At 73.3% G+C, this 12,453-nt stretch carries 11 protein-coding genes; 7 read left to right on the top strand and 4 right to left on the bottom strand.

What is annotated here, in order from left to right; all coding sequences use genetic code 11:
* Positions 1-128 precede the first annotated feature (128 nt).
* Positions 129-1,697 (top strand): SDR family oxidoreductase, encoded by a 1,569-nt coding sequence (locus tag ACFV5H_RS14460; RefSeq protein ID WP_385048901.1) that lies wholly within the window; start codon positions 129-131, stop codon positions 1,695-1,697.
* Between the two features lie 148 nt (positions 1,698-1,845).
* Positions 1,846-3,219, top strand: coding sequence for a cryptochrome/photolyase family protein (locus ACFV5H_RS14465; protein ID WP_385194858.1), 1,374 nt, complete (start codon positions 1,846-1,848; stop codon positions 3,217-3,219).
* A gap of 114 nt (positions 3,220-3,333) precedes the next feature.
* Here ACFV5H_RS14465 and ACFV5H_RS14470 read toward each other — a convergent pair whose 3' ends face one another.
* Complete coding sequence (locus ACFV5H_RS14470) at positions 3,334-3,786, bottom strand: YbhB/YbcL family Raf kinase inhibitor-like protein (protein WP_385194861.1); 453 nt, start codon at positions 3,784-3,786, stop codon at positions 3,334-3,336.
* A gap of 824 nt (positions 3,787-4,610) precedes the next feature.
* On the opposite strand from ACFV5H_RS14470, the gene dhaK reads away from it, so the two are divergent.
* The 3 genes from dhaK to ACFV5H_RS14485 are packed head-to-tail and all read left to right on the top strand — an operon-like array spanning position 4,611 to position 6,641.
* Positions 4,611-5,603, top strand: coding sequence for a dihydroxyacetone kinase subunit DhaK (gene dhaK / locus ACFV5H_RS14475; RefSeq protein WP_385048783.1), 993 nt, complete (start codon positions 4,611-4,613; stop codon positions 5,601-5,603).
* Positions 5,604-5,638: 35 nt separating this feature from the next.
* Positions 5,639-6,238, top strand: a complete 600-nt coding sequence (gene dhaL, locus ACFV5H_RS14480) for a dihydroxyacetone kinase subunit DhaL (protein ID WP_385048904.1) — start codon at positions 5,639-5,641, stop codon at positions 6,236-6,238.
* On the top strand, positions 6,231-6,641 hold the full coding sequence (locus tag ACFV5H_RS14485) for a PTS fructose transporter subunit IIA (RefSeq protein ID WP_385048787.1): 411 nt from the start codon (positions 6,231-6,233) through the stop codon (positions 6,639-6,641). Before dhaL ends, ACFV5H_RS14485 begins: the two co-directional genes overlap by 8 nt.
* Positions 6,642-6,665: 24 nt before the next feature.
* Here the strand turns inward: ACFV5H_RS14485 and ACFV5H_RS14490 are convergent, their stop codons facing one another.
* The gene (locus ACFV5H_RS14490) at positions 6,666-7,589 is read right to left on the bottom strand and encodes a glycoside hydrolase family 75 protein (RefSeq protein ID WP_385194907.1); all 924 of its coding nucleotides are present in this window, start codon (positions 7,587-7,589) and stop codon (positions 6,666-6,668) included.
* Between the two features lie 393 nt (positions 7,590-7,982).
* Here ACFV5H_RS14490 and ACFV5H_RS14495 point away from each other — a divergent pair, with 393 nt between their 5' ends.
* Positions 7,983-8,981 (top strand): fibronectin type III domain-containing protein, encoded by a 999-nt coding sequence (locus ACFV5H_RS14495; protein ID WP_385194863.1) that lies wholly within the window; start codon positions 7,983-7,985, stop codon positions 8,979-8,981.
* Positions 8,982-9,149: 168 nt separating this feature from the next.
* A complete protein-coding gene (locus ACFV5H_RS14500; protein WP_385048792.1) occupies positions 9,150-9,680 on the top strand; it encodes a hypothetical protein in 531 nt (176 codons plus the stop codon).
* 68 nt (positions 9,681-9,748) lie between these two features.
* Here the strand turns inward: ACFV5H_RS14500 and ACFV5H_RS14505 are convergent, their stop codons facing one another.
* Entirely contained in the window at positions 9,749-10,324 is a 576-nt protein-coding gene (locus ACFV5H_RS14505) for a PadR family transcriptional regulator (RefSeq protein ID WP_385194866.1), read from the bottom strand.
* 31 nt (positions 10,325-10,355) lie between these two features.
* Positions 10,356-12,371 (bottom strand): FAD-dependent oxidoreductase, encoded by a 2,016-nt coding sequence (locus ACFV5H_RS14510; protein WP_385194869.1) that lies wholly within the window; start codon positions 12,369-12,371, stop codon positions 10,356-10,358.
* Positions 12,372-12,453 lie beyond the last annotated feature (82 nt).

Here is a 12,453-nt window from a genome sequence, read left to right on the forward strand (position 1 = left end):
GCGGGCCGGGGACCCGCTGCCGGGCGCGTTCGGCAGAGGACGCCCATGCGCACCATGGCCGCCGCACTCATGATCGGACACAAGAGGGAAGTCGTACCGCACACCTGAGAGGAGCACTCGTGGCGGACATGGACGGACAGCGGAACGGCGAGCGGCTGCGCTGCCTGGTCACCGGGGCCTCCGGATACGTCGGCGGACGTCTGGTGCCCGAACTGCTGCAGGCCGGTCACCGGGTGCGGTGCCTGGCCCGCTCCCCCGGCAAGCTCCGCGACCACCCCTGGGCCCAGGACGCCGAGACCGTCCGCGGTGACGTCACGGACGCCGCCTCCGTCGCCGAGGCCATGCGCGGGGTGGACGTCGCCTACTACCTGGTGCACGCCCTCGGAACCGGCTCCGGTTTCGAGGACACCGACCGCCGCGCCGCCCGGATCTTCGCCGAGCGGGCACACGCCGCCGGAGTACGGCGGATCGTCTACCTCGGCGGACTCACCCCGGCGGGCGTACCCGAGCGTTCCCTCTCCCCGCACCTGCGCTCCAGGGCCGAGGTGGGACGGATCTTCCTTGACGCCCCGGTGCCCGCCACGGTACTGCGGGCGGCGGTCGTCATCGGTTCGGGGTCGGCGTCGTTCGAGATGCTGCGCTACCTGACCGAGCGCCTGCCCGTGATGGTGACCCCGAGCTGGGTGCGGACGCGGATCCAGCCGATCGGGATCCGCGACGTGCTGCGCTACCTCGTCGGCTCGGCCACCATGCCGTCCGACGTCGACCGGGCCTTCGACATCGGCGGGCCGGACGTACTGACCTACGAGGAGATGATGCGCCGTTACGCCGCGGTCGCCGGGCTGCGACGACGGCTCATCGTCCGGGTGCCGGTCCTCACCCCGGGGCTCTCGAGCCACTGGGTGGGCCTGGTCACCCCGGTGCCCGCCGCCATCGCCCGGCCGCTGACCGAGTCGCTGCGCCACGAGGTCGTCTGCCGGGAACACGACATCGCCCGGTACGTGCCCGACCCTCCGGGCCGGCCGCTGCCCTTCGACGAGGCGCTGGCCCTGGCGCTGCGCAAGGTCCGGGACGCCCAGGTGGCCACCCGCTGGTCGTCCGCGGCCGTGCCCGGCGCCCCCAGCGACCCGCTGCCCACCGACCCCGACTGGGCCGGCGGCAGCCTCTACCAGGACGAACGGCAGCTGCCCGTCGACGCGTCCCGCGCATCGCTGTGGAAGGTCGTCGAGGGCATCGGCGGCGACAACGGCTGGTACTCCTTCCCGCTCGCCTGGGCGGTCCGGGGCTGGCTGGACCGGTTCGTCGGCGGGGTCGGCCTGCGCCGCGGACGACGGGACGCCGAGCGCCTGCGGGTCGGTGACTCGCTGGACTTCTGGCGCGTCGAGGAGATCGAGCCGGGCCGTCTGCTGCGGCTGCGTGCCGAGATGCGGCTGCCCGGACTCGCCTGGCTGGAGATGTACGCCGAGACGGACGCCGACGGCCGCACACGGTACCGCCAGCGTGCCCTGTTCCATCCACGCGGACTGCTGGGCCACGTCTACTGGTGGAGCGTCTCGCCGTTCCATGCCGTCGTCTTCGGCGGCATGGCCCGCAACATCGCGCGGGCCGCCGCCAAGGACATGCGCGCGTACGGCGGACGGGCAGCGCGGGCCGGCCTCGCCGGGCGCGCCGGGTCCGCCAAAGGATTCCGCAAGTAGACGGTGTCGTACGGGGGTTGTACGGGTGTCGCGTCCGCGTCTCGTCGCGGACGCGGCGCCGGCGGGCCGTTGCCGGCGCCCCGCGTCCCGATCCGGCCCACCGGCCCTGGTTCCCTCAGTACCGTCTCGTCCCACCGGGAGTACCTGCATGACCTGCGCGGTCGTCCTGTTCACCTCGGATCTGCGTCTGCACGACCATCCGCCGCTGCGCGCCGCGCTCGCGGCGGCCGACGAGGTGGTCCCGCTGTTCGTCCTCGATCCCGGCGTGCACGCCGCGGGCTTCGACGCCCCCAACCGCAACGCCTTCCTCGCCGACTGCCTGGCGGATCTGGACGCCTCGCTGCGCCGGCGCGGCGGCCGGCTGGTCGTGCGCAGCGGACCGGTCGCCCGGGAGGTCGGCGCGGTCGCGGCCGAGTGCGGTGCCAAGGAGGTCCACATGGCCGCGGCGGTGACCGGCTACGGCCACCGCAGGGAGGAGCGGCTGCGCGGCCGGCTCGACGCCCGTGGTGTGGCCCTCCATGTGCACGACGCCGTGATCACCGCCGTTGAGCCCGGGCGGGTGACGCCGTCCGGCTCCGACCACTACGCGGTGTTCACCCCCTACTTCCGCCGCTGGTCCGCCGAACCCCTGCGGGAGGTCTGCCCTCCGCCGCGCACCGTGCGCGTGCCGGACGGGGTGCGGGGCGAGCCGCTGCCGTCCCGCGACGCGCTCCCCGGTCTCTCCCCGGGCCTTCCCGCGGGAGGGGAGAAGGCCGGCCGGGAGCGGTTCTCCCGGTGGGTACGGTCAGGGATGTCCGCGTACGAGGAACGGCACGACGACCTGGCCGGCGACGCGACGTCACGGCTGTCGCCGTTTCTGCACTTCGGTGCCCTGTCCGCGTCGGAGCTCGTGCGGCGGGCCCGCGCGCACGGTGGCCTTGGCGCGGAGGCGTTCGTACGGCAGCTGTGCTGGCGGGACTTCCACCACCAGGTGCTGGCGGCACGCCCCGAGGCGTCCACCCGCGACTACCGCACCCGGCACGACCGGTGGCGGGGCGAGGCGGAGGCCGCCGAGGACATCGCCGCCTGGCGGGAGGGCCGTACCGGCTATCCGGTCGTCGACGCGGCGATGCGCCAGCTGCGCCACGAGGGCTGGATGCACAACCGGGCGCGCCTGCTGACGGCGAGCTTCCTGACCAAGACGCTGTACGTGGACTGGCGGATCGGCGCCCGGCACTTCCTCGGCCTCCTCGTCGACGGCGACGTCGTCAACAACCAGCTCAACTGGCAGTGGGCCGCGGGCACCGGCACGGACACCCGCCCGCACCGCGTCCTCAACCCGGTCGTCCAGGGCAGGCGCTTCGATCCGCGAGGAGCCTACGTGCGCCGCTGGGTGCCCGAACTGCACGACGTGGAGGACCGTTTCGTGCACGAGCCCTGGCGGCTCCCGGAGGACCGACGCGCCCGCCTCGACTACCCCGAACCGCTGATCGACCTCTCCGACGGGCTGGCACGCTTCAGACACGCCCGCGGTCGCGACTGAGTTCGCCCACGTCATCGCCGACCCCGCCCCGTCGCGACCGGGCGTACGCCCGCGGCTGCTCCGCCCCGGTGCCGCCGTCACGGCGCACGCGGTACCGGTGACGGGACGACGGCGTCAGCGTCGGTACAGGCCGACCAGGGTGCCGCTGGCGATCTGCTGCTTGTCCAGGACACCGTGGACGTCGTCGGCCGTGGCGTCGTCCGGTACGGACACGGGGGCCGGGAGGGCGTAGAGGCGGAAGAAGTAGCGGTGCGCTTCGTCGCCCACCGGCGGCCGGGGTCCGCCCCAGCCCTGTTCGCCGTAGCCGTTCCGGTGCGGGTGGCTGCCCGCGTGCGTCTCGTCGGTGTTCAGTCCACCGCGGTGCGGGTCGATGCCCGTGACCAGCCAGTGCACGAAGGTCCCCGACGGGGCGTCCGGGTCCTCGCACAGCAGTGCGAGTTCCACCGCCTCGTCGGGCACTCCGGACCAGGTCAACGGCGGGGAGACGTCGTCACCGTCCTTGGCGTGACGGCGGGGGATCATGGTGTGATCACTGAACGCGGAGCTGCTGAGTTCGATACCGGCCATGCCTGGTGAAGTACCACAAAAGGGGCGGCTCACACGCGTCGGGGTCCTCCTTCCGGCTTCCGGCCACGGCCGGCGGCCCCTGGCTTCGACGCGGAGAGAGCCGCGGCCGGCCGGCCCGTGGTGGCTCCGAGTGCCCGACGGGCCGCCGGGTACGCGGAGCGGGTCGTACGCACCGGATCGTCCGACGCCACTCGAGGAAACGGAGAACGCACATGACGGACAGCGGCACTCCGATTCCGGAGAAGCCCGGCGATTCCGAGCGCAAGGTCCGTTTTCCGCTTCTGTCCGGTGCAGGCGCGGGTGGTGCGGTCGGCGTCGCGGATGCCGCCTTTCTCCGGACCGCGGCCTCGCGTCCCTCCGGACCGTGGCCTCGCACTGGTCATCTGTGCACCTCGAAGCCGCCGCGGCCGTCGAGCCGCACCTCGCGCACCTCGTCGAACCCGTCCTCCGGTGACGGTCTGCGCAGGCGTTTCATCGTGGCCAGGACTCCGACGTCCGGAACGCGCCCGCGGCCCGCGCGGGCGGAATTGCGGCGTAGCGAGCGTCAGCTCCGCGGCCGCGTCCCCGCCGTGTCCCGTACGTGTGCGGGGCGGGACTCTCGCCTTCACCGGCTCGCTCGGGATGCCGGCTCGCGTGACCTTCGCAGCCGCAAGGCCGATACTGCCTCCGTAGGACTCCGGTCGGCATGCCGCCGATCCGCCGCGAGAGCCTGACACCATGTCACCGAAGTCGGCGTCAAGTCAGCATCAGTACCGCCACAGCCCGCTTCGACCAGCAAAAATACAGACCGACGACCCACCCGCTGAGCACACCAGGAGGTACCCATGAAGATGCTGATCAATGTCCCGGAGACCGTGGTCGCGGACGCTTTGCGGGGGATGGCGGCGGCCCATCCCGAGCTGGCGGTGGACGTGGAGAACCGGGTGATCGTACGCAAGGACGCACCCGTGGCCGGGAAGGTGGGCCTGGTGTCCGGCGGGGGATCCGGGCACGAGCCGCTGCACGGCGGGTTCGTGGGACCGGGGATGCTGTCGGCGGCCTGTCCCGGCGAGGTGTTCACCTCCCCGGTGCCCGACCAGATGGTGCGGGCCGCGGCGGCCGTGGACAGCGGGGCCGGGGTGCTGTTCATCGTGAAGAACTACACCGGGGACGTGCTCAACTTCGACATGGCCGCCGAGCTGGCCGAGGACGAGGGCATCCAGGTCGCGAAGGTGCTGGTCGACGATGACGTGGCGGTGACCGACAGCCTGTACACGGCCGGCCGGCGGGGCACGGGCGCGACCCTGTTCGTGGAGAAGATCGCGGGCGCGGCGGCCGACGAGGGGCAGCCGCTGGAGCGGGTGGAGGCCGTCGCCCGGCAGGTGAACGAGAACTCCCGCAGCTTCGGGGTGGCACTGAGCGCCTGCACCACGCCGGCCAAGGGCAGCCCCACCTTCGATCTTCCCGGCGGTGAGCTGGAGTTGGGCATCGGCATCCACGGCGAGCCGGGCCGGGAGCGGCGGCCGATGATGACGTCCGGTGAGATCGCCGAGGTGGCCCTCGACGCGATCCTGGAGGACCTCACGCCGCGCAACCCCGTCCTGGTCCTGGTCAACGGCATGGGCGCCACCCCGCTGCTGGAGCTGTACGGCTTCAACGCCGAGGTGCAGCGGGTGCTCGGCGAACGCGGGGTCCCCGTGGCCCGTGTCCTGGTCGGCAACTACGTCACCTCCCTCGACATGGCGGGCGCCTCGGTCACCCTGTGCCAGATCGACGAGGAGCTGCTGCGGCTGTGGGACGCGCCGGTGCGGACTCCGGGACTGCGCTGGGGCATGTGAGGGACGCTGGGGCCATGACCACACAAGGAGTTCCCGTGCTCGACGCCGACTTCTTCCGCCGTTGGATGACGGCCACCGCCACGTCCGTGGACCGCGAGGCGGAGCGGCTCACCGCGCTCGACTCGCCGATCGGGGACGCCGATCACGGCAGCAACCTGCAGCGCGGGTTCCGGGCGGTGAAGGACGCGCTGGACAAGGAGCCGCCCGCCACTCCCGGAGCGGTGCTGACCCAGGCCGGGCGGCTGCTCATCTCGACGGTGGGCGGTGCGTCCGGTCCGCTGTACGGGACGCTGCTGCGCCGCACCGGCAAGGCGCTCGGTGACGCCGCCGAGGTGGACGGCCGGCAACTGGCCGAGGCGCTGCGCGCCGGGGTGGACGCGGTGCGGCAGCTCGGTGGTGCCGCGCCGGGTGACAAGACGATGATCGACGCACTGGTGCCCGCGGTGGACGCCCTCGGTGACTCCTTCGCCGCCGCGCGCGACGCCGCCGAGGAGGGTGCCGTGGCGACGACTCCGCTGCGGGCGCGCAAGGGCAGGGCCAGTTATCTGGGTGAGCGCAGCATCGGGCACCAGGATCCGGGGGCCACGTCGGCGGCCCTGCTGATCGCCGGGCTCGTGGAGGCCGACGGTGAGTGACGGGAAGCCGGTGGGGATCGTGCTGGTGTCGCACAGCGCGGCGGTGGCCGCGTCGGTGGCGGAGCTGGCGCAGGGTCTGGCAGGTGCCGGCGGGGTGGTTCCCGTGGCGCCGGCGGGTGGCACCGAGGGCGGCGGGCTGGGCACGAGCGCCGAGCTGATCGCCGCGGCGGCCGCGTCCGTCGACCGCGGGGCGGGGGTGGCCGTGCTGACCGACCTGGGCAGCGCGGTGCTCACCGTGAAGGCGCTGCTCGCCGAGGGCGACGAACTCCCCGAACGGACCAGGCTGGTGGACGCGCCGTTCGTGGAGGGCGCGGTGGCCGCGGTGGTCACGGCCGCCACGGGGGCGGACCTGGCGGCGGTGGAGGCGGCGGCCGTGGAGGCGTACACGTACCGGAAGGTGTGAGGAGGACGGCGGCACCCGGCCGGTTCAGTCGTCCGTGTCCACGAACCGCCGCGCCAGCCGTTCCCCTTCCGTCACCGCGGCCCGGTGGTCCTCGATGGGGGTCACCCGGCTGTCCTTGAACACGATGTAGGTGACGCCGGAGGGTGTGCCGCCGCTGCGCGGGTCGGGGTCGATGCCGAGCGACTCGGCCATGGCGTAGGACGCCTCGCCGATGATGTCGGCGGGGCCGGTGTCGCCGACGACCGCGTACCGCACCCGGTCGCGGTACACCACCGCCACGACCGATCCGCCGCGCACGCCGTGGGACCGGTGGTTCCACACAGCGCTGGGCGCGGGCACCACCACGTAGGGGGTCTCCTCGGAGCTCAGCGGACGGCCGTCGGACTGGGCGAAGGCCGTGGAGGAGGAGAAGTACGGGTCGGTGCGGGCGTTGCAGCGGAGACCGGGGCGGCCGTCGCAGTCGATGTCCATGTCGGCCTTCCAGAACACGGCGTCGCGTGTGCCGCACACCGGGACGGTGGCCTTGGCACCCTGGTCCTCGCGGTAGCGGCCTCGGGAGACGGGGGCGCAGGTGCGCACCTTGGCCAGCAGGTCGGCGGCGGAGACGGGGGCCGTGCGCCGTGCGGGTGGTTCGTCGACACGTACCTCGGCCGGCGCGGTGACGGCGGGGGCCGTACGCCGCATGGCCGGATCCGCGTGTGCCTCGGCCGGCGTGACGGCGGGGGCCGGATCCGTGCGTACCTCGGCCGACGCGGTGGCGGCGGGGGCCGGACCCGTGCGCCGCATGGCCGGATCCGCGCGTACCTCGGCCGGCATGGCGGCGGGGGCCGGGGCCGTGCGCCGTGCGGCCGGTTCGGTGCGGGGCTGGGGTGCGGTGGCGGGGGGAGCCGAGGGAGCCAGCAGGGCGACACCGGCCATGGCCAGGGTGAGTGACTGGACACGGGACACGGTCAAGGGGGGCCTCTCGTCGGGGACACGGACGCACACTCACGGGCACTTTGCACCATTTCGTCCCGACACAGGTGGCGTGACGGCCCCGACAGGGCCGGACGGAGCACGATCACACCAGCGACCACGACAAGGGGCCGGGGCCCGGGTCCGGGTCGACCCGGGCCGTCCGGCCACCCGCGCCGGCGCGGGATCTGCGACGACAGCGGTCCGCGCCACGGACCCGAACTCCCTTGCCTCAAGGGGTGGTTCGGCCCGTTCGGACTTCAGCATACGTAACGCGCGCGAACACTCCTCCACCCCCACCCTCTTGATGTGATCGCGTCAGTCCGGCCATATTGGTACGGACCATTGTCCGGGCAGTCCCGTGTGTCACCCCCGGGAGGCAGAGTCGTGCGTGGCGTTCCCCCAGCCGTGTCCCCGCGTCGCCTTCTCGCGCTCGGCGGGGTTCTCCTGCTGCTCACCTCCTGCCGCTGGGGAGGCTCGGACGACCCCGGTGCCGGTGAACGGCCGCCCGGAGCGCCGACCGGTGTGACGGCCGAGGCGGGCAGCGCCACCAACGTGCACGTCATGTGGAACACGGTCGCCGCCGACACAGAGGTGAGCCAGTACGAGATATATCGGGGCACCACAAAGGTGAAAGAAGTGCCCGGTGCCGAGCACATGGTGGACGTCACCAGGCTCCGGCCCGCGACCACCTATGTGTTCACGGTGCGGGCCCGGGATGCGGACGGACGGCTCGGGCCGCACAGCCGGGAGGTCCGGGCGACGACACCCGGGGGGACCACGGCCGACGACACCGCCCCCACCCGTCCGACGGAGCTTCGCGGCCGGGCCGCCGGGAACCGGGCGGTCCAGTTGTCGTGGTCCGCCTCGAAGGACGACCGAGGTGTGGTGTCGTACAACATCTACCAGGGCGGAACGAAGATCCACAGTGTGGGCGGGAACCAGACGGCCGCCGTGGTGACGGGGCTGCGGCCGGGCACCCGCTACTCCTTCACGGTCCGGGCCCGGGACGCGGCCGACAACCTCTCCCCGGCCGGCGCCGCCGTCCGTCTCACCACCGCGGGCGGCGCGGACGGCCGGACCGGCGCTCCCACCGGCTTCCGGGCCACGAGTGAGCGGTCCGACGGCGCGTACCACATCGTCCTCCACTGGGTGCCGCCGCGCGTCGACGGGGTGGTCACCGAGTACGAGGTGCACCTGGACGGCCGGGTCGCCACCTCGCTCGTCCACGGCGGTGACGCACCGCGCGACCGGGCGACGTACCGCTTCTACGCCGGCCGGGAGGCCGGGGTCGCCCACCGGGTGCGGATCCGGGCGATGCTGCCGGACGGTACCTGGGGCGGCTTCTCGGCGGAGCGCACGGTGACGACGGGCGCCGGACGCTGACCCGGCCCCGGGGTCGGCCGCCCGGAGGAAGCCGTCACCTGCCCGGATGCCGCCGGAGTGCGCGCGGGTCCCAGGGCCCGTTGGCTTGCCTCGTGGCAGCACGGGCGCTCCCCGACCTCGGCGGCGCAAGGGATGTACCGCCGGCCGTGCCGCCGGAAAGCGGTCCACATGCGCACCTCGAAGCCACTGCTCCGCTCCGGTCCGACGGCGGCTGCCGCCGCCGCGCTCGCGCTGACCCTGGCCGGGCCGGCCGCCGCGGCCGGGATCTCCGTCAGCACCACCGGGTCGACGGTCTCGGTGAGCACCAGTTCGTGCACCCAGACCAACGGCCACTGGGGCACCGCCTCGCTGCTCAGCAGCGGCCAGACGAGCTTCTCGCAGGGCCGTCAGGTGGCGCTGTCGGGGAGCGGTTCGGGACAGTCCGCCGCCTGGTCGAACGTCGGTCCGGGCACGTACACGGTGGTCGTGGTGTGCTCGAACGGCAGCACCGCGGGCACGCAGTCCGTCGTCGTCTCCACGGCTCCCAGCCCTTCGGTCTCGCCCACGGCCTCGCCGTCCCGCGGGGTGATGGGCGGAATCGGCGGCGGTTCGACGGACTACGGCACGGTCACGCTGGTGGCGGGCGGCGCACTGGTCGGCACGGGGATCGCCGCCACGGCCTGGTACCTGCGCCGCCGCAGCGCTCCGCGCCACTTCTAGACCCGGCGCCGGCCGCCGTCACGTCCGACGCGCTCCGGGCGGGCGGCCGGCGTCGACCCGTCGCGGTGTCACGCCTCCCGTACGCCCGGAGGCTCCGGCTCACCGGCGTCCGGCAGCAGGGCGAACTCCGCCAGCGCGTGGTCGAGCCACTGGGTCCAGAAGGTCTCCAGGTCGATGCCGGCCCGCAGCACCAGATGGCGCAGCCGGTCCCCCGGTCCGTCCTTGCCGGGCGGGAAGTCGCGCCGCTCGATCTCCCGGTACTCCGCCAACTGGCGCTCGTGCAGCTCCCGGTGGCGCCGCAGATCGGCCGCCAGACCTTCCGTGCCGACCACGGCCGCCGCCCTCAGCCGCAACAGCATCGCGTCGCGGTGCGGCTTGGGATCCTGGGAGGCGGAGGTCCAGCGGGCCAGTTCCGCGCGCCCCGCCGGCAGGACCTCGTACGCCTTCTTCTGCCCCCGGGCCGGCTGCTCGGGGGGAAGGGCCCGGATCAGGCCCTCGGTCTCCAGTTTCCCCAGCTCGCGATAGATCTGCTGGTGCGTCGCGGACCAGAAGTAGCCGATCGACCGGTCGAACCGGCGGGTCAGCTCCAGCCCCGACGACGGCTTCTCGAGCAGGGCGGTGAGGATCGCGTGCGGGAGTGACATGGGCTCATCCTAGGGACGGGCCGCGCCCGCACTACAGCGTCGCCGCCAGCTCGGTGCCCTGCTTGATGGCGCGCTTGGCGTCCAGCTCGGCGGCCACGTCGGCGCCGCCGATCAGGTGGACGGGCCGTCCGGCGGCGACCAGTTCCTCGTACAGGTCGCGGCGCGGCTCCTGGCCGGTGCACAGGACGACGGTGTCGACCTCAAGGACGGTGCTCTCGCCGTCGACGGTGACGTGCAGTCCGGCGTCGTCGATCCGGTCGTAGCGCACGCCGGGGACCATGGTGACGCCGCGGTGCTTGAGTTCGGTGCGGTGGATCCAGCCGGTGGTCTTGCCGAGACCGGCGCCGACCTTGGACGTCTTGCGCTGCAGCAGGTGGACGGTGCGCGGCGGGGCGGGGCGCTCGGGTACGGCGAGGCCGCCGGGGGCGCGGTAGTCGAGGTCGACGCCCCACTGACGGAAGTACGTCCCGGGGTTCTCGTGCGCCTTGTCGCCGCCGTCGGTGAGGAACTCGGCGACGTCGAAGCCGATGCCGCCCGCGCCGAGGACGGCGACCCGGTCGCCGACGGGGGCGCCGTCGCGGAGCACGTCGAGGTAGCCGAGCACGCTCGGGTGGTCGACGCCGGGGATGTCGGGGGTGCGCGGGGTGACGCCGGTGGCGACGACGGTCTCGTCGTACCCGGCCACGTCGTCGGCGGTGACGCGCGTGTCGAGGCGTACGTCGACGGCCAGTTCGGCGAGGCGGGTGCGGAAGTAGCGCAGGGTCTCGTCGAACTCCTGCTTGCCGGGGACCTTGCGGGCCACGTTGAGCTGGCCGCCGATCTCGCTCGCGGCGTCGAACAGGGTGACTTCGTGGCCGCGTTCGGCGGCGCTGACGGCGCAGGCGAGGCCGGCCGGTCCCGCGCCGACGACGGCGACGCGCTTGCGGCGGCGGGTCGGGGAGAGGACCAGCTCGGTCTCGTGGCAGGCGCGCGGATTGACCAGGCAGGAGGTGATCTGCCCGCTGAAGGTGTGGTCGAGGCAGGCCTGGTTGCAGCCGATGCAGGTGTTGATCGCCTCCGGGCGGCCGTCGGCGGCCTTGGCGACGAAGTCGGGGTCGGCGAGCATGGGGCGGGCCATCGACACCATGTCCGCCGTGCCCTCCGCGAGCAACTGCTCGGCGAGTTCGGGGGTGTTGATGCGGTTGGTGGTGACCAGCGGGACCGACACCTCACCCATCAGGCGCTTGGTCACCCAGGTGTACGCGCCGCGCGGCACGGAGGTGGCGATGGTGGGGATGCGGGCCTCGTGCCAGCCGATGCCGGTGTTGATGATCGTGGCGCCGGCCTCCTCGACCGCCTTGGCCAGGGTGATCACCTCGTCCAGGGTGGAGCCGCCGGGCACGAGGTCGAGCATGGAGAGCCGGTAGACGACGATGAAGTCCTCGCCGACCGCCTCGCGCACCCGGCGGACGATCTCGACGGGGAAACGCATGCGGTTCTCGTACGAGCCGCCCCAGCGGTCGGTGCGGTGGTTGGTCTGCGCGGCGATGAACTCGTTGATCAGGTAGCCCTCGGAGCCCATGATCTCGACGCCGTCGTAGCCGGCCCGCCGGGCGAGGCGGGCGGCGCGGGCGTAGTCGTCGACGGTGCGCTCGACCTCGGCGTCGGTCAGTTCGCGCGGCGGGAAGGGGCTGATCGGTGCCTGCACGGGGCTGGGGGCGACCAGGTCCCGGTGGTAGGCGTACCGGCCGAAGTGCAGGATCTGCATCGCGATGCGCCCGCCCTCGCGGTGCACGGCGTCGGTGACGGTCCGGTGCTGCTCGGCCTCGGCCTCGGTGGTGAGCTTCGCGCCGCCCTCGTAGGGCCGCCCCTCGTCGTTGGGGGCGATGCCGCCGGTGACGATGAGGCCGACCCCGCCGCGGGCGCGGGCGGCGTAGAACTCGGCCATGCGGGAGAAGCCGCCCTCGGCCTCCTCCAGGCCCACGTGCATGGAGCCCATGAGGACCCGGTTGGGCAGGGTGGTGAAGCCCAGGTCGAGGGGGTTCAGCAGGTGGGGGTAACGGCTCATCGGGCCCTCCGTGCGCGGTGTCGTGCCTGTAGTTGTAAGGCACGCGCACCGCTTTATGCAACTAGTTGCATAAGAGACGGAG

The sequence above is a fragment of the Streptomyces sp. NPDC059787 genome, assembly GCF_042732315.1.
Lineage (GTDB): Bacteria > Actinomycetota > Actinomycetes > Streptomycetales > Streptomycetaceae > Streptomyces > Streptomyces atrovirens.

Coding starts and splice junctions, on each gene's coding strand:
- ACFV5H_RS14460 (WP_385048901.1), top strand. CDS start 129: ATGGACGGACAGCGGAACGGCGAGCGGCTGCGCTGCCTGGTCACCGGG.
- ACFV5H_RS14500 (WP_385048792.1), top strand. CDS start 9,150: ATGCGCACCTCGAAGCCACTGCTCCGCTCCGGTCCGACGGCGGCTGCC.
- dhaK (WP_385048783.1), top strand. CDS start 4,611: ATGAAGATGCTGATCAATGTCCCGGAGACCGTGGTCGCGGACGCTTTG.
- ACFV5H_RS14505 (WP_385194866.1), bottom strand. CDS start 10,324: ATGTCACTCCCGCACGCGATCCTCACCGCCCTGCTCGAGAAGCCGTCG.
- ACFV5H_RS14465 (WP_385194858.1), top strand. CDS start 1,846: ATGACCTGCGCGGTCGTCCTGTTCACCTCGGATCTGCGTCTGCACGAC.
- ACFV5H_RS14510 (WP_385194869.1), bottom strand. CDS start 12,371: ATGAGCCGTTACCCCCACCTGCTGAACCCCCTCGACCTGGGCTTCACC.
- ACFV5H_RS14470 (WP_385194861.1), bottom strand. CDS start 3,786: ATGGCCGGTATCGAACTCAGCAGCTCCGCGTTCAGTGATCACACCATG.